The sequence below is a fragment of the Sphingobacterium nematocida genome (genome assembly GCF_900168125.1).
Taxonomy (GTDB): domain Bacteria; phylum Bacteroidota; class Bacteroidia; order Sphingobacteriales; family Sphingobacteriaceae; genus Sphingobacterium; species Sphingobacterium nematocida.
This window is the reverse complement of record NZ_FUZF01000001.1, coordinates 196,054-221,690: the sequence shown is the minus strand read 5'-3', so window position 1 is coordinate 221,690 and position 25,637 is coordinate 196,054. Positions and strand designations below refer to the sequence as shown.

Genomic DNA, 25,637 nt, shown 5'->3' with positions numbered 1-25,637 from the left:
CGTTAAAATATTTAAACATTATGATGAATAGATCCAATTATAGGCTATTGTTTGTTGCTGCGGCCTTTACTTTCCAAGCTATCCAGGCCCTATATGCGCAGACTAAACCGACGATCCAAGCGCTAAAAAGTGAAAGCAAACATCAAGTCACGGAGAGTGACTTGAAACTGGACCCTAGCGTGCGCAAAGGGAGATTAAATAATGGCTTTACGTATTACATACGGCAAAATAAAACCAAGGTAGGAAGCGCTGATTTTACACTGGTTAACAAGGTGGGGTCTGTAAACGAAAAGGAGCACGAGCGAGGTCTAGCTCATTTTGTCGAGCATATGGCTTTCAATGGAACGAGAAATTTTCCCGGGAATGGTATAATTGATTACCTCCAACAGCAAGGGGTGCGTTTTGGTAATGACCTCAATGCCTACACAGGATTTGAAGAGACGGTTTACCTTTTCCCCCTATCCACAAATAAGAAGGAAGTGATAGAAAGGGGACTGCAGGTCATGCGGGATTGGGCAGGGGATATCAGTTTTGATCAGACGGAGCTGGACGCCGAACGTGGAGTCATCTTAGAGGAAAAGCGTGCGACAAATAGTCTGGGTAAACGTGTGATGGAGAAGATCCTACCTATATCAACGAATAACTCCATTTTCGGATCACGCCTCCCGATAGGCACAGAAGAGGTCTTGAAAAATTTCACCCGCAAGGATATCGTCAACTTTTACGAGACTTGGTATCGCCCAGACAGACAGGCTATTATTGTTGTTGGTGATATACAGGTGGACGAGATAGAGGCGATGATCAAGGAAAAATTTGCTGACCTAAAAATAAAAAATAGTAATCCTGTAGTGGAGCGTGGGCCTATTGTGTTGGCTGGCCAGAAGCAGTTTCTTGTCGTCACGGATCCTGAAAATACTAACGAAAATGTACAGATTAACATTAAAAATAAGAGCTATGTGCTAAATTCTGTAGCAAATTATCGTTATGCGGCGATGGAGTCATTATGGTTAAATATGCTGCGCAACCGATTTATGAATATCGCTAGCAATACTAGTACCGCGCCTTACAAAAATATCATCATGTATTATGGTGATGCCATGGGAGATCTGAAGGCAACGACGCTCTCCTTATTTCCGAAAGAGGGACTGCTGAGAGAATCGGTTATTGACGGATGGAAAGAATTTTTACGTTTAAAGAAGTTCGCATTCTCTCCAGAGGAATACAAAATTGCGGAAGAGCAAATAAAGGCTACTTATGAAAGAATGGTAGCGGATGGGGATAAAAGTTTATCCAGCAGCTATACGGACAAGTATAAGTTGGATTTCCTGAAAGGAAGAGTCGCGATGAGCACGAGGGATGAACAGCAACTATGTATTCAGGTGTTGCAAAGTATAAGTTTGCAGGATATTCAGGCTAAGATGACCGAGTGGTTGAAGGATGAAGACTGGGATGTCATCCTTACCGCTAACGAGAAAGATAAAAATACGCTACCTGGAAAGTCTCAATTTTTTTCTTGGTTGGATGAGGCAACCAAAGAGCAGTTGACACCCTATCAGAACGAAAAGGAGGTAAGTACACTGATGGACGCGACCAATCTAAAGGGAGGCGAAATTATAACCCGTAAAGAACTGCCTGAATATGGTGTTACCGAGCTTCTGCTGGGGAATGGAGCTACAGTTGTTTTAAAGCCCACATCATTTAAGCATAATGAAATATTAATCCGAGCCGCTAGTCTGGGAGGCCTGTCGCTACTGTCGGAAAACGATTTTAAAGTAGGTAAATATGTGGGTTCTTTCTACGGCAATGCTGGTGTGAATGGTATTTCAGTGCCAATATTGGGACGTATGCAGCAAAATAATAAATTCGCGATGCGTCCATATCTCCAGGATTTGGAAGAGGGTCTGGATGGGGGGAGTGGTAGAGCTAGTTTAGAACAGGTTCTCCAGTTGATGTACCTACGGTTTACAAAGCCAGAACTGGATAAAATCAGTTATGAAAAAAGCATGGAACTCATCCGTACAACTGTGCAGGATCAATATAAATCGCCCAATAAGGTTTTCTCGGATACACTCTCTACCGTGCTGACTAATAATAACGTGCGCCATCAGCCAATTTTGCTAGCTGATTTGGATAAGTTTGATTTAGATAGAATAGAGTCTATTTATAAGGAGCGCTTTAAGGATGCGGCAGATTTCACCTTTTTCATCGTAGGGAATTTTGAAGTGGATAGTATCCAGGGCCTGATCACGAAATACATTGGATCCTTGCCGTCTCAAAATAAGAAAGAAACTTATGCGCCACCCGCTATCGATTGGCATAAGGGAGCTATCCAAAAGAAAGTGTATGCCGGCCTGGAAGATAAAGCCACTGTGGTTCTTTATTTTGGAGATACATTCCAAAACAATCCGCTTGAAAAACTGCGTTTGAGAGCCTTGGAAAGCGCACTTAAAGCGAAAATGTTGAGTAGGCTGCGCGAGAGGGAAAGTGGTGTTTATTCCCCTGCCGTAAGTATGTCGTTGGCGACTTTACCCAAGGAGCGTTTTACGATGAATATCAGTTTCGTTTGTTCACCGGAGAATGTAGATCATCTGATCCAGGCAGCTAAGGAAGAGATTGCAACCTTGCAACAAGAACCTATAGCGCAAGAATCACTGGATAAATTCAAAAAAGAAAGACTAGTGCTTTTAAACGATGCGGACAAGAATAATTCTTTTTGGATGGAAGCGCTACGGGCGAAATATTTGCATGGTATCCCCGTTCTTGATGTTGCAGAAGAAAAACAGTTGATCGATAGGCTAACGGTAGAGCTGGTTCAACAGGCGGCAAAAACCTATTTACCGCTACATGAAACAAAAGAATTTGTATTACTTCCAACAACACAACAATAAGATGAAAGCAACCCTACATATTTATATCCTCTTAATTTTTATATTATTAGGGGAAAGTTCTAAAGGACAAGTACTCGATTCTACAGGTGCACAAGAAGCAATAACTGTATTTAAGCAAGAACAGTCATTAAGAGGTAAACTCAAGTTATTTGAGGAATTCAAGCGCAATGAAAAATATCAAAAGTCAGATAGATATACCATGTTTGTCGAAAGTATGATGCGAGACATTGCCGTAAAACACGCAGCATTAGGAGATCTTAAAAATTTTGAAATTTGGGCTGATAAAGTGACTTGGCCCTATATTCATGGCTATGCTTTGAAAGACGGTTTTGAAGTATTGGTGAAAATGAACAATTCACCAAAAGTACGTTCCCGATTAAAGGCGCGTCTTAATCTTTTAGTAGCAAAACAACCTTGGGAAGTGCCAACTGTAGGCTTGTTTACCGGATTAATGCATCTTTATCAAGGGACCCTCAGCAAAAAAGAGGAATTAAAAATGCTTCCTTACTTGACAGCGCTTTATAATCATCAGCATTATTTTCCTACAGATGCTGCTAAAATTTCTGGAGAAAATCCAATGCCTTTTACGGCATCGTTTACGTATCAATATGCAAAATGTCTGGCTGCAGCACAAAAAATAGATGCTTCGATACAAATTCTTCTACAAGGGCTCGAAATGGAGCTATTTACTTTAGATCAAATTACGTGTCAATCTGCTGATTTTAAAAATATTACGGATATATCTGCTCATTTAACAAACATTTTAGCGACCAAAGAGGGTGATTTTAAAGCTAATGTATTCAAGCTGCTGAGTAAGCCAACGCAAAAGGGAATTACCCTGGATTTTGCGCGAAGGCCGCCAAGGTACATGGTGCTGGATTTCTGGGGGTCATGGTGTATACCTTGTAGACAGACACACCCCAAATTGCAAGAATTGTATACCAAATATCAGCCCAAAGGTTTAGAAATAATTAGTATAAGCAAAGAGATTACGAAAGATCTGGACGAAGCAAAAAAAGCATGGATAAATGCGATCACGCATGATGGGATGACATGGCCTCAAATGCTTAATAATGAATGGCAAGATTTCGATGCGATAAAGGCATTCACGGTAGGCATATTTCCAACTAAAATACTGGTCGATACTAAAACCTGGAAACGTATTGGTATCTATAAAGGTATGGAAGGATCTTTGGAATTGGAGAAAAAGATTGAAACATTATTTAAATAATATACACACCTATGAAATTTAAGAAATTTAGCCACATGCGGACGATTTGTGTCTTATTGTCGTTTTATATGCCCGTTTTGGTCTATGCACAAGAACCTAATTTTACATTGACGGGAAAATTTAAAAATTGGCCTAACGGACGTGTGCTCCGTATCAGCTACATGGATGAAAATACTGTTAAGGTGGATTCTGTAGTGGTAAAAGGGGGAAGATTCCAATATAAAAATCGTATAACTGCACCAACAGAAGTTACCTTGTCTTACGATCCGCCAGCAGGAGGTGGTAAAAAGGATAATTGTAAGGTCTTTATTAAAGAAGGCACGGTCAGTCTACTACATACAGATTCTCTAAGATTAGCAAAAGTTTCGGGACCTTTGGTTACCATGGAATACGAAGTGCTAAAGGAAAATATTGACCCTTTACGAGAAAAACTTATAGCACTCATGTTGGCTGTTCGGGATATTCGACAGAAGGGAGGTAGTCAGGTTGATTATCAAGAAATGGATAAGGAATATAAGCATACCAATGCTGAGATCATATCGCGATTAAAAAAGTTTATTCTGGATCATCCCCGTTCATTTATCTCTTTGTTGACTATTCAACAACTGGATGGGTCAAAGTATGCTAATCCGGAAATTTTTACGCTTTTTCAAGGGTTGGATAAAAAATTGCGGGAATCCAAAGAGGGACTCATTATCGCAGAAAAATATCGAATCGGGATGAAAATAGCCCCAGGTAAAGAGTTGGAGAATTTCTCCTCCTTGGATACCAATAGACTACCCTTGTCTCTTGCAGAAGTTAAGGCAAAAGGAAAAGTGACTTTGGTTGATTTTTGGGCCAGCTGGTGTGGTCCTTGTCGAGCTGAAAATCCGCATTTGAGAAAAGTATATGCTGATTTTCATGACAAGGGCTTCAATATATTAGCCGTTTCTTTGGACCGCAATGAGCTGGCATGGAAGAAGGCTATAAATCAGGATCAACTTCCTTGGTATCACATATCAAGTTTGCAATATTGGGACGAACCTATTGTAAAACAATTCGGTATCACAGGAGTACCTGATTCATTTCTTCTGGACGCCGAGGGGCGAATTATTGGTAGAGGCTTGCGGGGTGATAAATTGTATGAAGCAGTTAAGAAGGCTTTAAATGATTAATATGTAATTTTTGGAGCACGATCTTCGTGTTTAAAAGGTATTGCATTAAATAGTTAAACAAAAATAAATATATTAATTTTATTCATGGTGCTAGCTTTCATACCGTTTTGGAGTCAGGCACAAGTTAATAATGTAGAAATCCGTTCTAGACAAATCGTGGATAGTATCCAGAAGGAACCTGATATTGCAAAGAAACTTTTAATATATAACAATCCATTGAGAGCCAGCAGCTACCTTGGATGCAGATTATGTTGACACAAGCTACGAAACGTATTACCCAAGATTATGGGATAAAAGCTTTTCCTACAAAGGTACTGATCGATAATAAAGGAAACATCGTTGCCAAATTTGTTGGCGACGATGGTATCACTATGGAATCTTTGTTCGAAAAGCTAATGAACAAAAAGGGAAATTAATTTATTGTGTTATTTTCTGAGAGACATGGTTTATTATACTATTGTAACTTTATTTCATTTTTTATAGATGAAGTCCGAATTTCTGTAGCGAGTTACAAATAGACAAGTCAATAATATGGCCGACAAAATAAACTCGTGAAAAAATGCCTGATCTAAAGCATTCAAATGCTCGATCAGGCATTAACCACAGTCCCATATGCATGGTAGTGAATATTAGGCTAATGGCCGCCTAAGCTAAATTTGTCCCCATAAGTTTCTATCAAAACTTTATCCATCCAAGATCCACGCATATTTCTTGAAGCAATTTTTCCAGTAGGATCGATCAATATGCAAGTTGGTATACCTGAAAAGTTATACTTTTTGGATACTTGACCCTTAAATCCCAAGAGGTCCGACACCTGTAACCAAGGCATTTTTTCTTCTTCTAATGCACGCAACCAATCCGTTTTTTTTGCATCCATCGAGATGCTGATGACTTCAAATCCTTCGGGATGATATCGTTTGTAATTTTCTTTTAGGTGGGGTATGTCAGCGCGGCAAGGTACACACCAAGACGCCCAGAATTCTAATAAAACATATTTACCTTTTGCAACATGGTCCGAAAGTCGAACAGGATTTCCATCTTTATCTTGAAAGCTTAGGTCGGTATACATAGCGCCGACTGCCGAGGTCCGGAATTGTTCAATTTTGGATACAAGCTGCTTACCACCGGATTGCCTCAACAACTGTGTGTCCATGCTATGTAATAGTTTCATCATTTGATCTACATCAAAATAATCAGCATACTGTCCTGCTATGTAAAGCGATACATAGCTCTTGGGATTGTCAACTATATATTTTAATAGGTAATCATTTCGCTGTGCAGCAGCCTCATCAACTTGACCTACCATTGTTATACCTTTCTGCACATTATTGCTAGGATCACCATAATTAATCAGATCTAAATATTTTCGGAAGGCTGCTTTGCGGCTCTCAAAGAGAGGTTTATAACCCGCGAGAAATTCTCGATATATTACATCATGATGCGAGCCCATTACTTGTACCTTATCGTAATCATATTGTCCGATTCTAAACTGGGATTCCTTCGAGAGCTGCCCGATATCAGCACGTATTCTAATCTGACTATTTTCCATGAATACAGGAATAATAGGGCGTAGATTAGGATTGGGTTCTGCATGGTCAACGAAGGTAATCGTATAAATCGTGGGATAATCCACTTTACCAGTAAAGCGAAATTTGTGCTGTCGTACGATAGTGCTGTCTATTACAATGCGCTTAGCATTTGATAAATAAACGGTCCCACCCTCTGGAGCGCCAGTTATTTCGGCTTCCAATGCATAGTAAGGTTTTTGCCTCATAACCTGACAGCTTACAAAGACCAAGCAAATACCGAGCGTAATAAATAAATAATATCTAATCATATGTTCTTGAATTTTATAATAAGGTAAACACACATCTGTTATTAACGTGGTGTTTACCCTACCCATTAGTTAGTAACGAAGGCAACTTGTTTGATCACCCCCATACCCGAATAGCTTTTGCCAGATTGGGTAATAGGGCCCATAGCACTAGGTACCTGATAGAAACTTAGTTTGCCACTTTTATCCTTAGGCAGTTTATCGTTGTATGTACCCACAGCTAATTTGCTTAACTCTTCAGGATGCTGCCTATATGCCGTATTGTTGGAAATACTAAACTCCAGCATAGATATTTTGTCTTCTCCTACGTCAAGCATTAATTTGCTCGTCTTTGTACCGATAGGATCGTAGGCATATATTCTACTGCCCACATTGTAATAAATGTAACCATACACAGGGTGATAAGTGATGTGCTCTGCCAGGTGAAAATCGGTTGCCTTTATTTCACTTTCTGCTTCCTTGAGTACGATAGTCGTACGCGTGCCTATCCGTCCTTCAAAACGAAGGAGTGAATATACATTGTTGGAGGCTTTCATGATAGCAAATACCTGTCCCCTTTCACCAGTATAGCGCACTTTTGCCATATGCATTAATTCCTTATCCGTGGGCAAATTGACGGTAGTTCCTCCTTCAATTGCAAGGCTCAGAAGAGGTTGCGCGCTGGATGCGCTAAAACTAAGTCTATAAAGCGCAAATTGCTTTTTATCCAAATCCCACATTAACGTACCTCTCTCTTGCCAAAAGGCCCCAAAATATGGAGAGGCACGAAAGGGTTGAGGGCTTAAATCATATTGATTGATGGGACTGCCAAAGAAATCTTCATATTGAGGCGATTCTATATAATAGTTATGGTCTGCATAAACGATGTTTGTCTCCCGCGTTTGTACATCTAAGGGGCCGGCATAGCTGATCTGCATATTCGCTGGCGGCGAGGCTATAAATAGATTACGTGTAAGGTAATCGGATTTCCAGTCTAATCCATCGAGGACAGGGAGATAGGCTGAGGTTTGTTCGGTGCTAACTGTCAACATAGCATTAAGGTCTATGCTTAATCCAAGCGGAGCACCCTGTTCTTCCAGCTTCAAACCAGAGCCTATAGTTTGTAATACGTCATCGTAATAATATTGTTCATTATTGGTATATGCAATGAGTCCTAATTTGGAACCATTATTAATGTCACTCAAAATGTACCATCCCTTTTTCGTAAATGAGGTTTGTGTCTGAACATCCAGGCGTAGCATAAATTGAGAGCGGGCAGCCGTCTGTTTATCGATCACGACAAAATAAATGGGATTGACCTGATTAAACGTAAACCGGTCAGCAGTAATTTCGATAGATAGATTAGGCTTCTCTGAAAGCGTAAGCACCTGTCCTGATGGCAACTCTTTAAGCCATTTATAACTAAACCGCGTAGTGTCTGCAGAATCGGATTTATCTCCTGCCGTGATTGTAGGGTTAATCGTTAGTACATTGCCCGCTAATATACTATAACTAGAATCTATTCCAGTAATCGTCAATATATTTTGAGGTTGATAGTCGTAATTCCCCTTGTCTTTGTAACAACTTATCTGGAGTAATATCAAGCCACATATCAAGCCTAACTTACTACTGTATTTTAGATATATTTTCATTTTATCAGTCTTTAATGTTAGAGATAACTACCTACTTGCATTTTAGTACGTCCATCTTCTTCGTATACGGTTTTACCCAGAGCGGTCTGTTCATCAAGGTGTCTTTTCAGTATTAGCCCCCAACGTTTTAATTTGCCAATCAAAAGGGCATATTCCTGATCACTTTCAGGAAGATTATCCAATGCTTCTTTAGGCATTTCCGCTAGGTTCTGCAGTAGTCTGAATTTCTTTTCCGAATAGTCTCCCAGATAGTTGTAGGCAAAATAATACCAATAAAGTGGTTCTGCGACTTTATTGCTAATACGTATAGTACTCATGTTTTTGTAATCGAGAAATTCAGTGTCAAAATCTGATCCCGCCACGAGTTTTAAATGAAGAACAGTTCCATCTTTGTGAAGCTGTGGATTGCGCAAAATTCTGATCTGAGCCGTATCAATTAATTTACCGGCTTTTAATAACATGGACTCGTTGTTCAAAATATAGTCAATACCTATTTGAGCCGTAGAACTATCCAGAGGTACCAGTTTAAATGACCTGTCATAGTTCCTGCTCCCTCCAAGAGCATGTACGATAATATCCAACGTGACTTCTGGGGTAGACTCTGATACATCTGCAAAGTTGACTGCTAATGCTATCGATCGCTCATGCAGATAGAGCGAAGTTTTAGGAATGTTTTCCTCGATGGATTCTTTCGCACATCCCAGTATGCAAAAGAAACATATAACTACACTATAATAAATGAATTTCATAATTAATGATTAACGTTGGTTACTTTCTGATAGTGGTAATGGTATAACATACTGAGCCTCACTCATGGTGATATTATTCAGCTGGAACCCCTTTATACGGTTTTGATTCGTTCGTTTATAGTAATAGAACAATTGTCCTTCACCTATAAATTCCTTACGGTATTCTTTCAGCAGTTCCATATCTATCGCAACATTGGCTGCTAACGGCTCTAGACCACGATGACTTCTGACCATATTTAAGTGTGCAATATTTTTTGAACACTCTGTTAGGATGTAATACATTTCGGAAAGACGAATGAGCGGTTGAAAGTTCCGCCAGTTTTTGTCACGGCTATCTACATCCTTATATTTGATAAAGAGCTTAGCGAAGGGTCTTGTAGCCGATTGACTAGCAGAGAGATCCTCCCAGTAGGCTATGTACCGAAAATCTTGTGCATTATTTTCATAGATGTCCAAAGCCACATTAGGACTTTTGTTGGGAGCCAGCAAATTGTCATCATTCCGAGAGGAATGGAAAAGATCATTATAGCTTGTGTATAAGCTGTTGTCATCCAGACCAAAGAGGACTTCTTTAGAAAAAATCCGATTGGCATCGATCCCCAGGTGCTCCTGTTCGCTCTGCCATGGAAACCATTTTGAACCTTCTTCAATGACCTTGGCAGCGGCTTCGCTAGCCGACGACTGATTGCCAGCGTATAAATGAACCCGGGCGCGCAGAGCTACTGCGGCATAATAGTTAAATCTACGATTTCGATTCTTATAAAAACCCGCGTTCGAGAATTGGTTGATATCTATTCCAGTTTGTACGATTGGATCTTTTTGAAGTAGACGTTCTGCTTCCATTAGGTCGATAAGGACCATGTTGATAACTTTACTAGCTGGTATTAAGTCGTTTAATTTCACCTCGGTTGTTGTCACGTAGGGAATCGCTGCTGCTTCAGGATTTAAAGCGTATACAGGTCCAAAAAGACGGAGCATATCAAAGTGTAGAAATGCTCTTAAAGCATATAATTCCCCTTGGATTATGGATTGTTTATCCGTAGAAAGCGGCGTCTCATATTTGTCGAGCCCTTCTAATAGATTATTAATACTTAATATCGCTGCGTAACTAGACGTCCAGATTGCCTCAAAATAGGCTTGATTTTCTTTGGATTTATAATTGAAGTTTGCCACTTCAGCAAAGCGATTGATGCCACTTTGGGTCTTTGCCGCACTGTTATAGTATTGAGCTAGTATGTCCAGGGTGCTTTTCGTCATATTTTGACCGTACAAGTCATTGGAGGCTAGCTTGTGATATACTCCATTGAGCGCATTATTTATACCGGCTTCGTTACGAAAGATATCTTCCTCCAATGTTTTATCTTCGGGTTTTACGTCAAGCCAGCTGTTGCAAGAAGTAAAAAAACGGACGACGAACATAAGATGAGCGCTAAAAAACGTTTTATTTTAGTATTCATGTAATTCTTTATTTAAAAGGTAGCATTAATGTTTAACGAAAATGAACTGGCAAAAGGATATTCAAGACCTCGTTCATTTTTTACGGTAGACCATCTAAAAATATCATTGCTGTATCCCGAAATAATAAGGGATTGTAGCCCGGCAGATTTCAACCAATTTTGATTCAGGAATCGATAGCTCACATTTAACGATTCTCCCGCCAAAAAGGATTGCTTTTGGATGAATCGCGATGATATAGGTGTAAAACTATTGTCGCTGATAGACTTGAAGGCAGCGATGTCACCAGGTTCCTTCCAGCGTCCGTATAGTGCTCTTTTGTCAAGGTTGTTCATACGTATATCGGAAGCACTTAGATTTTCCACTTTATTATACAGCGCGGTATTTAGTAAATCACTTTTCCAGCTGTAACGTAGGTATATGCCAGCTGTGAATCCTTTGAAAGTAACATTGGTTCCAGTCACGCCTTCTAACACGGGTCTTGTTGAGCCCATCACAACTTCATCTAGTGCACTATATTCAAAGGTTTGATTCCCATCTTTTTTTATAAAGACTTCTTTTCCTGTCAGTGGGTCGATCCCAGCAGATTTTACAGCCCAAATATTTTCCGGACTGTTTCCGTCAAAATAGCGCGTATATGAATTAGCTTCTCTTTGGGCCTCATTTAGGTTGTTTAGCTTTCCACCAAAGCCACTATATGTTCCTTTGTTGTGCGCTAGCGTCATACTGATGTTCCATACTATTCGATCTTCGGGACGGTATATTAGGCCAAAGTTTGCTTTTGCCTCTATACCTTGATACGTTAATTCACCCGCATTTTCAAAATATTCCTTTACTCCAGATGAAGGTGCCTGTGCAATCGGAACAACCAATGGAGAGGAATGGTTGCGGTACCAGTTGAAATATCCATTCAACCTGCTATCCCAAATGCCATAATCTACCCCCAGACTTAAATTTTGTGTACGTTGCCATTCAAGGTTAGGGTTTCCAAGCGCTAGGAGATCCGACATTTCGCCAAAAATAGTTTGACCGGCGAGCTGTTGATACACATTTACCGACAGCACTTGCCCAAATTGTTGATTGCCTGTATAACCGATACTACCTCTAATTTTTAAAAGATCTAGGGATCCCATATCAGCCAAAGCTTGCTCTTTGTGTAGATTCCAGCCTAACCCTGTAGACCAAAAAGGGGAATAACGCTTAGCTGCACCAAATGCCGTAGAGCCGTCATATCGGTAACTAAAATCGAAAAGGTATTTTGAATCCAACATATAGTTGACCGAAGCAAGGATATTATTTCTTCTGGAGATCAGTACTGTTCCATTGGGTCTGCTGTAAGGTAGGTAACCGCTTGACACATTAGGGTTTCCATTGCTCAGTGAAGAAAATCCTGTCGCACTAAAACCAACCGTATTGTATTTGTTCTCCTGTATCTCGGCACGCAGGTTGGTTGTCAAGCTATGACGCTCGCCAAATACTTTGGCGTAGGTAAGCATCAGGCTGCCTTGGTAGGCATTATTGTCTGTACGACCATTCCGGTACAATCCTTTTTCCTCCGCTATTTTTTGGTCATATTCTGGGTTCTCGGCAGGTTTGAACAAAATGTTTTCCTGTGTCCCTTTGGTCAGACTCAACGAACCACTTAGGCGAAGCGAAGGTGTGAAATCATAGTTCGCTTGTAAGTTATTGGTAAAGCCAAAGGATTTCGTGTCATTCCTGTTACCGATTTGAGCTAAGTATAGCGGGTTTGGAATGGAGTCCACGCCCCGTCCCTGTGCCAATTTCGAATCTTGAAATAGGTTAAGGTAGCGAGGTATTTCACCGATAGCATTCCTTTTTTGATAGTAAGGTACAGCAAGTGAGAAATTTGAGAAAGCGCCGTAAGGAGATTCTTGAGCGTTAAATCCGCTAATAAAAAGTTGATTGTTTATGTTAATTTTATTCTTTCGGTACGTAAGAGATAGACTTCCACGATACGTGTCCCTATTCGAACCTTTCATAACCCCTTGATCTTGCTTGTAGCTTAATCCCGCATTAAATCGTAGTTCGTTGCTACCACCTGTAAAATTCACGTTATGACCATGCGTGAAGCCCGTACGTAGCGGCTCGGATAGCCAATACGTATCCACGCCACTTTTAACTTCGGCTAATCTGCTATAGTAATCCGCTTCGGTGAGCATAGCCGAATTCAGGAAGCCAGAGCTATTGAATTGACCCGATAGGCGCTCGAATTCCAATTTCTCGGCGGCATTCATCAGGTTATAATCGTTCAAAAAAGGAGAGTTGACCAACAAATCGGATGAATAAGAGATTTCAATTCGCCCAAGTGTTGGCTGTTTGGTCTCGACCACGACTACTCCATTTGCTGCTCTGGAACCATAAAGAGCGGTAGATGCTGCATCTTTTAGTAAGGTTATTCGGGCGATCCGGTGTATACTAATATCTGTAATGGTACGTAGATCTGATTCGAAGCCATCCAAAACAAATAAGGGTAAGTTCGGATTAGTCCCGTAGGTTGTTTCTAGATCTGCCGAAGTGAAGCTACTGCGTCCTCTGATCTCGATATTACTCAGTCTATTGGGATCAGACCCAAACATAGCGTTCTCAACTACTAAAAATGAAGGGTCTAAAGTTTTTAAGCTCTGTATGACATTCACATTCCCGACCTGAAGGAGTTCTTGACCTGTAAAACTGTTGGTCGCACCTGTAAAACTTTCTTTTTTGCGTTCTACAATACCCGTTACTACAACTTCATCAACGGCCATTTCTTCGTTTGCGAGCTGGATGATATAATGTTGCTCATGTTTTTGGATTGCACCTTTTCCAATCGACTTAGATTCATTGGATTTTAAGGTTATTAATTCATTTACAGGGATATTCATAGTTTGGTAGCCAAGACTACTTACGTTTATAACAGCATCTTTTTCTAGGTCTATCAACATAAAGACCCCGTTTGCATCAGTTACCCCTTGTTGGTTGGATTTGCGCACCTTTATGTTAACGTTTGATAATGGACTGCCATTTTCATTATGAATTCTTCCGGTGATTGTAATTCCTTCTTGCACTGCTACTGAGGTCTTACTGTTAGTCGTGGGTTTCTTGTTCAGAAGTACAATCGTGTTGTGACGAATCTCATAATCAAGGGATTGTTGTTGGAATACCTGATTTAGAAAATCTTTAAGGGGTGTGTTTTTGGCAGCGACCATCACCGGTGCGGATTTGTGTAGCAATGCCCGATCTCCGAATACGACATAGCCAGTTTGTTTTTCAACCTCTTGTAATACATCTTGTAGTTTTACGCGTTTCCCGGACAGAGTTATCGTTTGAGAATAGCTGCTGGCTTGTATTTGAAAGAGCCCCGCGATAATTAAAAATAGGCTTATTTTCATAATTCCCATTTTGCTCGACCCCCCTCTAGGTAAGTGGTTAGTTTTCTTCATTAAAATTCACAATTTTGAAAGTTGATTAATTAAATATTTATATTGTTTTAGTATTTTTCTTCTTCAATAACGAGTACTCTTTGGTTTTTCCAATAGAATTTAACTCCAGCTGTTCTCAAAATGTCTGCTACTTCACTAAAGCTGTTGTCCCGTCTTAGTTTGCCAAAGAAATGAATTTTTGGTATAGATCCTTGGTATTGTACTTCAATGTCGTACCAGCGGGCTAATTGATTCATAAGCTGTTCTAGGTTTTTGTTCTCCATATCAAACAAACCTTTAGTCCAAGCTATTTCACCTTCAATACGAGCTTTTGTAATAGATAGATTTCCCTGTGCTAGCAAAGTCTGCTCGCCTGGGTTTAGAATTTTATGTTGTTTATTACCCATGCTGCTCACTTTTACACGACCATCCACCAGCGTTGTTTTCGTTTCCTTTTCAGCTGCATACGCACTAATATTGAATTGTGTGCCGAGTACTTCAACTTCTTGTTCCTTAGTCTTTACAATAAAAGGGATAGATTTTCCCTTGCGATTGGCGGATGGCATGTGCTTAATATGAAAATAACCTTCCCCTTCTAGTTCGACAATGCGTGATTCTTTTGAAAATCGAGCAGGATATTTTAGGCAAGAAGATGCATTGAGTTGCACATGTGAGCCATCAGGGAGAGTCACGCTATATGTTCCTCCTTTTGGGGTGATAAGAGCGAGATAAGAGACGCTATTCTCACTAGACAGGGGTTTAGAAGGTAAAGGGAGAGGTTTTCCATCTGAATAACTTAATGATTCTCCACTTCTGATTTCTGACTGCTTTTCATCTAGGGCGATTTCCCTACCGTCAGAAAGACGCAATAGCGCCTTGTTCCCGCCGGGAGAGATTATGGGCGGAGCAGAATATGTTAACTCCTGTACAGTTTTGTTTTGCCGTTGCATGTGCACATATATTCCGGACCAAATAAACAATGCCAAGCCAGCAGCGATAGAACTGTATCTAGCCCATTGAAATCCTTTTTTACGGTTTTTTAACAGCTTATTCTGGTTAAAATCCCGCCGCATCCGATGATATAATTCCGCTTCGGACGAATCCTTTTTCCATAGTAAAGGTTCCGCTACATCTATTTTGTACCAATTATCCAAGCGGAGCTGCTCATCTTCAGAAAGGCTTTTATCAAGCCATTTCTTCGATAATGCATTACGCTCAATAGGCGATAGTTTATCCATGACAATTTAATGCGTTTAGTAGTATAGTGTGAAATAGGCGTCTATTACCCTGAGGCGGAAATAACTTTTTTTGCTAATTCCTTGTTTTCTAATAGAATAAAAATAATAAAAAGGAAAGTCTGCCGAGTTTGGAGCGCAGTGTCTTTAAGGCTTTGGTAATATGAGATTCCACCGTCTTCTGGCTTATGCCAAGCTCATTTGCTATTTCTTTGTCCGAAAATCCTTTTTCACGGCTCATTCGAAATACTAACTGACATTTTTCGGGCAATTCGTTAATAGCCGTTTCTAAGACAGATTTCATATCTTCAAAGAGAATCCATTCCTCCGTATTGTTGTCGTGGAGCTTTATTACGGACGAATATTTATTATTTTCTTCTCTGCTTTTCTTTCCTTTTGCTAGGCGCTCTAAGATTTTGTATTTAAGAATAGCACTTAAGTAGTTGCTGAATTGACCTTCAATTTGGATATCTTTCTTTCTTTCCCACAGCACCATTAATGTATCTTGGACAATTTCCTCTGCATCATCTTCAGAATCCAGTTTCTGAAGCGCTTTATATAGTAGAATTTTCCAATAACGGCTGTAAAGTATGTCAAAAGCAGCTTCGTTTCCATTTTGGAATAGTAGGTATAGTTCATTATCACTAGAGTCCACTTTCTGCATACTACTTTCTAATACCGTGTATCTCGCTTTTCTAAACTACGTGTTTTCAAGGTTAATCTGTAGTGCTTATAAAAACTTATCAAAGTTAAACAATAATTTGCATATCAAGTAATCACGTAGGGATACCTTGTAAAAAATCAAATATTCTACCTTTTCATTTTCCATAAAGTTTTCTAAATTTACGACCTTTAACTTTCTTTTAAATTTATCATGAACATAGAACAAATTCTTGGGGAAGTGGCTCGCGGCAGCGAAAGGGCTTTCAAGGAGTTGTTTTATCTGTGCAAGGACAATATTTACCATACAGCCTTAAAACTCTCTAAAGACGAATTTATTGCTGACGAGGTGCTTCAGGAAACTTTTGTCATCGTATGGAACAAAAGAGACAGTCTTTTGGAAATAAATGATTTTGAAGCTTGGCTATACCGTATTGCTAAAAATGTATTCTTGGCGAGATTACGATCCAAAAGTCTACCAACAGAGCCTATTGATCTCTACTTACACGAATTAATAAACCCTGCTCCGGCGATAGACCCTGCGGAATACAAAGAATTGGAGAAGCATTTTGAAATAGCTATTGGTAAATTGCCGGAAAAACAACGCCTCACTTATCAGTTTATTAAAGCAGAAGGGATGAGTCGAAATGAGGTAGCTAAGCTCTTACAGGTCTCGCCCGAGACGGTTAAATCCAATTATGAAGAAGCCACCAATCGTGTAAGAGGGTATATGATTAAGTATCTAAAAGACAGCGGTTTGTCGATAATTTTGCTTTATTTACTAAAAAAGTAAAAATAATTTCCCCCCAAACTTTATTTTTTTACATCTTATAGAGTAACAGTATGTCCATTTAAGGATTTTACCGAAGGCTATAAGCAATGAACAATAAGTTTGATTTTACCTATATAGAACTACTCCTGCAGCAGTCGCTGGAAGATCGCATCAGTCCAGAAGATCATAGGCTGCTGCTACTTTTTTTTAAATATGCTGACGAAGAAACGGTAGATCTACTTATTGAGCGTGCATTCAGTCAGAAAAAATCGAATCTGAGCATTGCTGATGATAAATTTGAGGCTATCATGGCAAAAGTAGGATCTAGAACTAATGTCCGTAAAATCAAAATGCGTACCTTATTACGGTATGCCGCAGCGATTATCCTTTTGTTGTGTATTCCTATCCTTTTTTACAAAAAAGAAATTCAACAAGCCATACAGTATACGCAGATAGCACCGACAGAAGATATCTCTTCCGATTCCATTGTCGTAATACCTAAGTTATCTCCCATTGAAAAAGAAGTACGATTGTCACTAAGTGACTCTAGAGTGAAGACTTTGGATTCTATAACGAGTAAGGCGGAAGAGACATTGGCGGATTTGGGCGTACGTATTGTACAGCATCACAACTCGATCAGCTATGAGGCGATCAAAGAGTCTGTTAATTTGAGTAAGGTCTACCATGAGATCGATGTTCCTGCTGGGCGCACCTTTATGGTCCAGCTATTGGATGGCACAAAAATTAAGGTCAATGCTGGTTCTACGTTACGCTATCCTTTGACGGCCGTAGATGGAAAGATGTTACTGACTTTAAAAGGGGAAGCTTATTTTGATGTTGCCCACCAAGATAGTCGCAAATTTATTGTAGAGATTCCTGCTTCAAAGAATGTGAAGAGACATCAGATCGAGGTATTAGGTACGCAGTTTAATATCAAGGCTTATACGATACAGCAAGAAAGTAAAACAACGTTGATACAGGGTTCTATACAAGCTACTGGTTTGCAAGAAGAGGTTATATTGATCAAACCTAATGAACAGCTCCTCGTCAATCAGGAGGCTCACGTAAGTCCTGCAAATATAACTGCAGCATTGGCTTGGCTAGACAATACCTTTTATTTCGAAAACAGCAGTTTAGAACAGTTCTGTCAAGAAATAGGCCGCTGGTATAATGTGGATGTAATCTATGATAAATCCTTGGAGCACATGAAGTTTTACGTCAATGTTTCAAGAAAGCAACCGCTGAGTGATATACTGACCATTTTAAAGGCAAATCCTAGTATAGTAGTCAAGCAGACCGATGAAAGAATTTACATAACACGTCAATATTAAAAAACTAACCATTATTTAATGAATTTAAAATTTAAACCACAAAGACTCCTTACGTTTAGTCTGTTGGTATTAGCTAGTTATGGCTATGCGCAGCAGGTAAACCTCCGGCAGGAGAGTATGACATTGGAACAACTTTTCAAACAGATCAAAAAGCAGACCGGAAAGGATATCATGCTGGGATCTACAAGTCTCAATATTCAAACCGTGATTGATATTAACCAACCAGTTGATGTAGATCTCAGTCTCTTATTGAATACCTATTTTAATGATAAAACCGGGTTTATCGTAAAGACGACCGGAAATGCTATTGTTATTGGAGAAAAGCCAGGAAGAAAAGGAACTATTCTAGGACAAGTGATTTCCAAAAAAACGAAGCTTCCACTGGCAGATGTCAACTTACGAATTAATGAGATGGAGATGTCTTTACAAAAAACGGATGCCCGTGGTTTTTTTCATGTTCCGACCTATTCAACGATCAAAGAGCTACAGTTTAGCTTTATTGGTTACAAAAAAGCTAAGATAAATACCATGGATAAATTTTTCTATGTTATTGAACTTGAAGAGGAGGGTGAAACCATAGATGATGTAGTCATAACAGGTATTTACCAAAGGAAGAAGGAAAGCTTTACGGGCTCTGCAGCAACTTATACAGCCAAGGAACTCAAAATGGTTGGTAACCAAAACGTATTGCAAAGCTTGAAAACCTTAGATCCAGCCTTTCAGATTATGGAAAGCAATCAATTTGGCTCAGATCCCAACCGATTGCCCAACCTTGAAATCAATGGAAAAAGCAGTGTGGTCGGCATAAGTAATGAATTCGGCGCCAATCTGAATCAGCCGTTATTTATTTTGGACGGTTTTGAAAGTAATCTTGCCGTAATCAATGATTTTAGCATGGATCGCATTGAGTCCATTACCATTTTAAAAGATGCGACAGCAACCGCTATTTACGGGTCTAAGGCGGCAAATGGAGTAGTCGTGGTCGAGACTAAAAGACCAAAGCCAGGCGAATTAAGAATTAATTATAGTGCCAATACCTCTTTTTCATTTGCTGATCTTACGGATTATAATTTGATGAATGCAAAGGAAAAGCTGGAATTTGAATTAAAGTCGGGCTACTATGGGGTTTTTAACGCCATAGACTACCAAGATTACGAAAAGCAGTATTACGAAGTTCGAAAAGAAATTGAACGTGGTGTAGATTCCTACTGGTTGGCCGAGCCTTTACGAACAGCTTTTGTTCATAGGCAGAATATATCTGCAGAAGGTGGAGATAAAAATCTACGCTACATGCTCACTTTATCCTATGGAAAACAACCCGGCGTGATGAAATTGTCAGATCGTACAACGACTTCTGGCAATACCAAATTGATCTATCGAAAGGGTAATTTGTCATTTTCTAACTCATTGACGTTAGACTTGATAACAGCCAATAGAGAACCGGTTTCTTTTGCTGATTTTGCCAATACAAATCCATATTTCAGGAAACGTGAGGAAGATGGCCATATCATAAAACAATGGCAGCCCAGGGCTGTCAGCTTCAATCCACTCTGGAACTTTAATAACAATAATTTGAACCAAGAGAAATCCAATGGTTTCACCAATAACTTTGAATTTCTATGGGATATACAGCAGGGGTTGAATTTACGTACGCGAATAGGTGTGGTTAAATCGACTGCCCGTACCGAGATTTTCCGCTCACCCTTCAATACCGAGTTTGACAATGCTACGATTCAGAATCAAGGAAGGTATAGCGAGTCTAATGGAAATGATGTAAATTACAATTCGGATCTAGCACTTACTTTTGTTCGTACGCTGGGCAGTAAACACATGATCAATGCTGTTGCAGGTGCACGGATAGAGCAATATAATTCGATACTAAGTCTGTACAATGCCTCCGGATTTATTGACGATGAGTTTACCAACCCTGCCTTTTCATTTGGCTACCCAGAGGTGGGTGTGCCGGTCTATACGGATTCCAAAAGACGTGGAGCAGGTTTTTACCTCACTACAGGATATACTTATCAAGATAAGTATCTTTTTGACGGCACACTACGTTCGGATGGTTCATCCGTATATGGTTCGGACAAGCAGTTTACAACGATATGGTCTACAGGTATCGGCTGGAATATGCACAAAGAACGCTGGTTTGGGGCAGAAAACTTAAAATGGTTAAACATTTTAAAGATCAGAGCATCTATTGGTAATCCAGGTAATCAAAATTTTAGTGATTACATCGCGATGCGGATTTACCGTTATAACCAGAATAACCGCAATCCTTTTGGAACCAGTGTGATCTTGAGTTCGGATGGTAATCCAGATCTAAAATGGCAAAAAACATTAAATAAGAATGTAGGACTGGAGTTGATGGTGTTTAATAATCGCTTACGAATCGATGCCGATTATTACCATAAAGATACTGACCCGCTACTCGTTAATATTAATGTCCCTTCTTCCTTAGGTTTGACGTCAGTTCCCGAAAACATGGGACGTTTGTTGACGAAGGGATTTTCGTTAACGGCAAATGGGGCGTTAATACAAAAGGAAGATTTCACTTGGCGAATGAAATTGAACATGAGTAAAAATAAATATGCGTATGATCAATTAGGAAATGCGCTAGATTTTATGAACAATGATAACGTAAGCCGCAATTTGACCCGCTACTACGATGGAGCTAGTCCTACAGATCTATGGGCGGTACAGTCGCGAGGGATAGATCCAGCTACAGGGCGTGAAATTTTTGTAAAGAAAAATGGCGAGCAGACCTTCACACACAGCTACGATGACGAGGCGGTGGTCGGTAATTCTGAACCGAAGATATCAGGTGTGATAGGAACTTCGCTTTATTACAAAGGATTTTCAGCCTCGGTAGATATACGTTACCGTTATGGTGGTCAGGCATTCCTGCAAACCCTATATGACAAAGTGGAAAATATCAGTAATGACAAATTAAGATTTAATCAAGATAAACGCGCTTTATATGATCGCTGGCAAGAAGCAGGAGATCAGGCTTCGTTTAAAGCAATATCCAGATTTGATGCGACGCCGATGTCATCCCGGTTTGTGGCAGACAATAACCACCTGATCGGTGAATCTTTCTCTTTAGGTTATGAAACGAATAATAAGAATTGGTTAAAATCAGTGGGTGTGTCCTCATTAATGGCTCGGGCATATATGAACGACATCTTTTATCTGTCAACTATTTTGAATGAGCGAGGTACAGAATACCCCTTTGCACGTTCGGTATCGTTTTCCCTGTCACTAGGTTTTTAATTGTTCCTTTTAATACGTAAATCAATGAAACACACTATAAAATATTTTAGTATACTCTGTATCACTCTACTCTGTTCCTGTGGCAAGTGGATTGATGTGCAACCTACTGACCGGATTTCGGAAGATCTCCTGTTTTCCTCCCGAGAAGGGTACCTGAAAGCGCTGAATGGCGTATACGTAGAAATGGCAGATCCTAGCCTCTATGGACAGTTTCTAACAGCGGGTTCCGTGGATGCCATGGGACAATATTATGTGCTAGGAAGGCATAATAACCCCTACTTTTACTTTGGTACTTTTGATTATACCGCTGCAATAAATAAGTCTGGTTTTGAAGGTGTATGGCAAAAAAGTTATAGCATTATCCGTAACCTCAATATTCTCTTAGAGAAAGTCGGTGAGGCGCCTACTGCAGTATTGCCTGAGCCCTATTTCAGTTTAGTGAAAGGTGAAGCATTGGCCTTGCGTGCATACATACATTTTGATTTGCTGCGTTTATTTGGTCCAGCTTGGTCAGCCTCTGAAAAAGTTGTACCTGTTATGCCTTATTACCTCAAGGCGAGCAAAGAAATTGCTCCACTTTATTCTTCTGTAGAGGTAATGGATTTGGTGTTAGCAGATCTAATTGCTGCACAGGAATATTTAAGAAAGGCAGATCCCATATTGAGCACAGGTATAGGTAATCAAAATGGAACAAATGGCGATAATAGCTTAAACTATAGACAGTATAGGTTAAATTATTATGCGACGAACCTGCTGTTATCTCGGGCATATTTGTGGATGAATGATAAAACGAATGCAGGAGCTTTGGCCAAAGAGACAATTGCTTTAGTGCAAACAGATCAAAATCCCTTATTCCCATTTGTTACTTCTGCAGACGCGATGAATATTTCCCTTCCGGATCGCTTGTTTACTTCTGAAGTAATGTTCGCGATGTATACCATTAACCGAGTGGAAGTTTATAATAACCTTTTTTCTCCGGCAATAAATCCTAGCATCAGATTGGCACCAAATGCCGGGAATACGGATGTTACCAGGGTAAACGCCATGTACGATGACCAAAATGATTACAGGCGAAAGATCTGGGAACCCTATGCACTGACTGGTACTACTTTGACTACGAATCAAAAATTTAAAGATGACGTGGATGGACCAGGACGCTATATGATACCCCTATTACGGGTCAGTGAGCTGTATCTCATCGCGGCAGAATGCAGTACAGATCTGACAGAAGGTTTGACCTATATTAATGCCCTAAGACTGCATAGAAATGCGTTTTCGCTAACGGCTGCGACCAGCGCTGCACTGCAACAGATTATTACCAGTGAGTACAGAAGAGAGTTTGTTTGTGAGGGGCAACAATTTTTTTATTATAAAAGATTAGGCTTTACAGAGTTACCCAATCATGTCGGGCTTACGGGTACGAAACCTATGCCTTTAAATTCATACCGGGTGCCTTTGCCCGAAAGTGAGACGTCACTTCGCCAATAGTTTATGTTGATCATTAAAAATAGAAATTATGAAATTTAACTTATATAAATTAGGTACTTACAGCAGTATTGGCATGGTCTGCTTCGCAGCTTTTTTTAGTTCCTGCGAAAAGGGAATAATGTCTTATGAAGGTGTGGAAGGTATATATTTTGCCGTTCAAGGTGGATCCAATTCGGGACTTCAATCGAGTTGGCCCTTTATTCCCACAAGTAAATTACAACTCGGAAATGTTTCCGGCTCGGATACAACCATTCACCTCAAAGTGATGGTCACTGGCCCTGTAAAAAAATATGATCGCAGTTTTCAGGTGGTTATTAATCCAGAGGTTACGACCGCTGAAATCAACATACATTACAAACCATTAGCAGATTCTTATACCATACCGGCAGGTCAGGTGCTGACCTATGTTCCAATCACGATCCTACGCACTGGGGATTTAAAGCTAGCGTCAAAACAGATCGGATTACGATTAGTACCGAATGAACAATTAGGCTTATCCTTTCCAGATTGGGATGCTATCCCTGGTCTTGATGCTACAGACGAAGCAATTGTATCAAATTTTGATGCATCTATACATGAAATCCTAATCAGTGATTATTTACCAAGACCTGGAGGTTGGTCTGGTCTAATCGTAGAAGGTACCAATGAAGAAACAGGCAATTGGGGCAACTATTCAGAGAAAAAACTCTTACTCATGTGCGAGCTGATGAATTTAACCTATGACAGTTTTAGTACTAGGGAAACTATGCCTGCTGTATTGATCAATCTGACTACTAGAGAGATGGTTAAATACCTAACAGCTAGGATGAGTGCAGGAGATCCGATAGTAGAAGAAGATGGACGATTAATGTGGGTCACAGGTGTATCTTGGAAATCATATGTTGGCGTGCCCTATAAAAAATAAAAACGAATGATCAATTTTAAATCTCACAGTATGAAATATTCCTATAAGCACCTTTTAATTGCTTTGACAACTGTTGGCTTTTTTGCTGCTTGTACCAAGGATTTGGGCAACTATCATTACAAAGATATTAATGATATAAGCATAACGGGATTGGCAGAAAATTATCAAATGCGAGCGAGCATAGATACTTTAAAGATAGCGCCTTCCTTTTCTTCTTCTTTGGATATACAGGATGAAAATCGCTATGAATTCCTTTGGATAGCCAAAGATCCCACAAGAAGAGAAGATACATTAGCTCGCACACTAAACCTGAATTATTTTGTCCAGATCCCCCCAGGAACGTACGCGTTGGATTTACATGTTTTTGATAAGGAGACTAATTTGCGTTGGACCAAATCTTCTGAACTTGTAGTTGGTTCTGCTTTTTCACGAGGGATTATGTTAATTGGCGAGGATGAAAACGAACATGTGGATGTAGATATGCTCGTCATGGCTGCGGATACCAGTGTGGCCAGAAGGTTATTGGTAGGTAGTGAACTGCCAAAACTTAAAGGCCCTATTTCCATCCAATACGCGCCCAGTTTACTAGATCCATACGTAAAATTATGGTTGCTGACGGAAAGTGGATCTTATTTTTTGGATCGGACGACATTAAATTCTTCCGTGGAAAATAATTTCGGAAAATCTGTTTTTTCGAAGTATCCACTTACAGCAGAAGAGCTTCAACCAGTTGCTATTGGCCCACAATCTTATAATATGGCGGGGACATTGGGTGATCTTTTTCAATCCGCTCGGGTTACCGTGACCAAAGGGGGCTATATGTTCGGCCCAAATCTTGTTGAAAATGCAGGAGATTTCTTTGGTAATCCGATTAATTCTACATCAGATAACCTAGAAGTTTTTTATAAGGCGTCCCCTTATTTATTTTATTCTCCGCGGTCGAGTGCGTCCATGATCTGGTACGATCAGACAAACGAACGCTTCCTTTATATTCCGACCTATTATTTTGTCAGTGCATCTCAAAAGTTGGTCGATGCCGGTGGTGAACTTTTTCCCTGGAACCAAGCCGGTACTGGGCGTACACTAATTTATGGAGAGAATACGCTTAATGGGGATGAGGCTGCCACGAATGGTAATTCTTTTGCTTTGATGAAAGATCAGCAGCAAGATTTGTTTATCTATCGCTTCTACGTGAACGGGGCGATTCCGGCACGAAATGGGTATTTCCCGATTAATAAGACCATAGCTGCAAATATTGATCGAGCCACGCAGTATGCTTTCGCGTCTAACCGTACCGTTCTATTTTATTTGGTTGATAATAAATTATTTGCTTATGACTATAACCCAGGTAATGAACGACTGTACGCGTTGTCGCCTACAGGTTCTGATCCGATTACGATGATCAAATTCGGTACGCAAATCAACCTTGGTGCTAATTCTTTGTACATCGCCAGTTATAATAATACCGATAAGGGTGTATTGCAGCGGTTTACAATGGGCACAAACCCAAACACAGTGGAAATAACACCCGTGGCTAATGAAAAATGGACCAATCTCGTAAAGGTTAAAAACATATCCTGGAGAGGCAGGAATTAACAATTGCTAATTATAAC

At 39.9% G+C, this 25,637-nt stretch carries 17 protein-coding genes; 10 read left to right on the top strand and 7 right to left on the bottom strand.

What is annotated here, in order from left to right:
* The first annotated feature begins 20 nt into the window (after positions 1-20).
* The 4 genes from B5X76_RS00960 to B5X76_RS21900 all read left to right on the top strand — a co-directional run bounded on the left by B5X76_RS00960 (position 21) and on the right by B5X76_RS21900 (position 5,689).
* Positions 21-2,888, top strand: coding sequence for a M16 family metallopeptidase (locus B5X76_RS00960; RefSeq protein WP_079640555.1), 2,868 nt, complete (start codon positions 21-23; stop codon positions 2,886-2,888).
* Positions 2,845-4,119, top strand: a complete 1,275-nt coding sequence (locus tag B5X76_RS00955; protein ID WP_079640554.1) for a TlpA family protein disulfide reductase — start codon at positions 2,845-2,847, stop codon at positions 4,117-4,119. Before B5X76_RS00960 ends, B5X76_RS00955 begins: the two co-directional genes overlap by 44 nt.
* An 11-nt stretch (positions 4,120-4,130) precedes the next feature.
* A complete protein-coding gene (locus B5X76_RS00950; RefSeq protein WP_079640553.1) occupies positions 4,131-5,273 on the top strand; it encodes a TlpA disulfide reductase family protein in 1,143 nt (380 codons plus the stop codon).
* Between the two features lie 248 nt (positions 5,274-5,521).
* Complete coding sequence (locus tag B5X76_RS21900; RefSeq protein WP_176140954.1) at positions 5,522-5,689, top strand: TlpA family protein disulfide reductase; 168 nt, start codon at positions 5,522-5,524, stop codon at positions 5,687-5,689.
* Between the two features lie 218 nt (positions 5,690-5,907).
* Here B5X76_RS21900 and B5X76_RS22390 read toward each other — a convergent pair whose 3' ends face one another.
* The 7 genes from B5X76_RS22390 to B5X76_RS00915 form a co-directional block, all read right to left on the bottom strand.
* Positions 5,908-7,047: a redoxin domain-containing protein gene (locus B5X76_RS22390; protein WP_176140953.1), complete on the bottom strand. Its 1,140-nt coding sequence runs from the start codon at positions 7,045-7,047 to the stop codon at positions 5,908-5,910.
* Between the two features lie 128 nt (positions 7,048-7,175).
* A complete protein-coding gene (locus tag B5X76_RS00940; RefSeq protein WP_079640551.1) occupies positions 7,176-8,738 on the bottom strand; it encodes a PKD-like family lipoprotein in 1,563 nt (520 codons plus the stop codon).
* Positions 8,739-8,755: 17 nt separating this feature from the next.
* A complete protein-coding gene (locus B5X76_RS00935) occupies positions 8,756-9,487 on the bottom strand; it encodes a DUF4843 domain-containing protein (protein WP_079640550.1) in 732 nt (243 codons plus the stop codon).
* 9 nt (positions 9,488-9,496) lie between these two features.
* Positions 9,497-10,906 (bottom strand): RagB/SusD family nutrient uptake outer membrane protein, encoded by a 1,410-nt coding sequence (locus B5X76_RS00930; RefSeq protein WP_079640549.1) that lies wholly within the window; start codon positions 10,904-10,906, stop codon positions 9,497-9,499.
* Between the two features lie 50 nt (positions 10,907-10,956).
* Positions 10,957-14,382: a SusC/RagA family TonB-linked outer membrane protein gene (locus B5X76_RS00925; RefSeq protein WP_079640548.1), complete on the bottom strand. Its 3,426-nt coding sequence runs from the start codon at positions 14,380-14,382 to the stop codon at positions 10,957-10,959.
* Positions 14,383-14,429: 47 nt separating this feature from the next.
* Positions 14,430-15,599: a FecR family protein gene (locus B5X76_RS00920; protein ID WP_079640547.1), complete on the bottom strand. Its 1,170-nt coding sequence runs from the start codon at positions 15,597-15,599 to the stop codon at positions 14,430-14,432.
* Between the two features lie 88 nt (positions 15,600-15,687).
* Positions 15,688-16,260 (bottom strand): RNA polymerase sigma factor, encoded by a 573-nt coding sequence (locus B5X76_RS00915; RefSeq protein ID WP_079640546.1) that lies wholly within the window; start codon positions 16,258-16,260, stop codon positions 15,688-15,690.
* A 210-nt stretch (positions 16,261-16,470) separates the two neighbouring features.
* Between B5X76_RS00915 and B5X76_RS00910 the strand changes: the two genes are divergently transcribed.
* The 6 genes from B5X76_RS00910 to B5X76_RS00885 all read left to right on the top strand — a co-directional run bounded on the left by B5X76_RS00910 (position 16,471) and on the right by B5X76_RS00885 (position 25,620).
* The gene (locus tag B5X76_RS00910) at positions 16,471-17,049 is read left to right on the top strand and encodes an RNA polymerase sigma factor (RefSeq protein ID WP_079640545.1); all 579 of its coding nucleotides are present in this window, start codon (positions 16,471-16,473) and stop codon (positions 17,047-17,049) included.
* 86 nt (positions 17,050-17,135) lie between these two features.
* A complete protein-coding gene (locus B5X76_RS00905; RefSeq protein WP_079640544.1) occupies positions 17,136-18,359 on the top strand; it encodes a FecR family protein in 1,224 nt (407 codons plus the stop codon).
* Between the two features lie 18 nt (positions 18,360-18,377).
* On the top strand, positions 18,378-21,632 hold the full coding sequence (locus B5X76_RS00900) for a SusC/RagA family TonB-linked outer membrane protein (RefSeq protein ID WP_079640543.1): 3,255 nt from the start codon (positions 18,378-18,380) through the stop codon (positions 21,630-21,632).
* A 24-nt stretch (positions 21,633-21,656) separates the two neighbouring features.
* Positions 21,657-23,120, top strand: coding sequence for a RagB/SusD family nutrient uptake outer membrane protein (locus tag B5X76_RS00895; RefSeq protein ID WP_079640542.1), 1,464 nt, complete (start codon positions 21,657-21,659; stop codon positions 23,118-23,120).
* Positions 23,121-23,148: 28 nt separating this feature from the next.
* The gene (locus B5X76_RS00890) at positions 23,149-24,024 is read left to right on the top strand and encodes a DUF4843 domain-containing protein (RefSeq protein WP_079640541.1); all 876 of its coding nucleotides are present in this window, start codon (positions 23,149-23,151) and stop codon (positions 24,022-24,024) included.
* Between the two features lie 30 nt (positions 24,025-24,054).
* Positions 24,055-25,620, top strand: a complete 1,566-nt coding sequence (locus B5X76_RS00885) for a PKD-like family lipoprotein (protein ID WP_176140952.1) — start codon at positions 24,055-24,057, stop codon at positions 25,618-25,620.
* The last annotated feature ends 17 nt before the right edge of the window (positions 25,621-25,637 follow it).

Excerpts from the sequence above, each read along its gene's own strand:
- B5X76_RS00905 (WP_079640544.1), top strand. The coding sequence starts at position 17,136 with ATGAACAATAAGTTTGATTTTACCTATATAGAACTACTCCTGCAGCAG.
- B5X76_RS00890 (WP_079640541.1), top strand. The coding sequence starts at position 23,149 with ATGAAATTTAACTTATATAAATTAGGTACTTACAGCAGTATTGGCATG.
- B5X76_RS00885 (WP_176140952.1), top strand. The coding sequence starts at position 24,055 with ATGAAATATTCCTATAAGCACCTTTTAATTGCTTTGACAACTGTTGGC.
- B5X76_RS00960 (WP_079640555.1), top strand. The coding sequence starts at position 21 with ATGATGAATAGATCCAATTATAGGCTATTGTTTGTTGCTGCGGCCTTT.
- B5X76_RS00950 (WP_079640553.1), top strand. The coding sequence starts at position 4,131 with ATGAAATTTAAGAAATTTAGCCACATGCGGACGATTTGTGTCTTATTG.
- B5X76_RS21900 (WP_176140954.1), top strand. The coding sequence starts at position 5,522 with ATGTTGACACAAGCTACGAAACGTATTACCCAAGATTATGGGATAAAA.
- B5X76_RS00935 (WP_079640550.1), bottom strand. The coding sequence starts at position 9,487 with ATGAAATTCATTTATTATAGTGTAGTTATATGTTTCTTTTGCATACTG.
- B5X76_RS00915 (WP_079640546.1), bottom strand. The coding sequence starts at position 16,260 with ATGCAGAAAGTGGACTCTAGTGATAATGAACTATACCTACTATTCCAA.
- B5X76_RS00925 (WP_079640548.1), bottom strand. The coding sequence starts at position 14,382 with ATGAAGAAAACTAACCACTTACCTAGAGGGGGGTCGAGCAAAATGGGA.
- B5X76_RS00955 (WP_079640554.1), top strand. The coding sequence starts at position 2,845 with ATGAAACAAAAGAATTTGTATTACTTCCAACAACACAACAATAAGATG.
- B5X76_RS00895 (WP_079640542.1), top strand. The coding sequence starts at position 21,657 with ATGAAACACACTATAAAATATTTTAGTATACTCTGTATCACTCTACTC.
- B5X76_RS22390 (WP_176140953.1), bottom strand. The coding sequence starts at position 7,047 with ATGAGGCAAAAACCTTACTATGCATTGGAAGCCGAAATAACTGGCGCT.
- B5X76_RS00920 (WP_079640547.1), bottom strand. The coding sequence starts at position 15,599 with ATGGATAAACTATCGCCTATTGAGCGTAATGCATTATCGAAGAAATGG.
- B5X76_RS00940 (WP_079640551.1), bottom strand. The coding sequence starts at position 8,738 with ATGAAAATATATCTAAAATACAGTAGTAAGTTAGGCTTGATATGTGGC.
- B5X76_RS00910 (WP_079640545.1), top strand. The coding sequence starts at position 16,471 with ATGAACATAGAACAAATTCTTGGGGAAGTGGCTCGCGGCAGCGAAAGG.
- B5X76_RS00930 (WP_079640549.1), bottom strand. The coding sequence starts at position 10,906 with ATGTTCGTCGTCCGTTTTTTTACTTCTTGCAACAGCTGGCTTGACGTA.
- B5X76_RS00900 (WP_079640543.1), top strand. The coding sequence starts at position 18,378 with ATGAATTTAAAATTTAAACCACAAAGACTCCTTACGTTTAGTCTGTTG.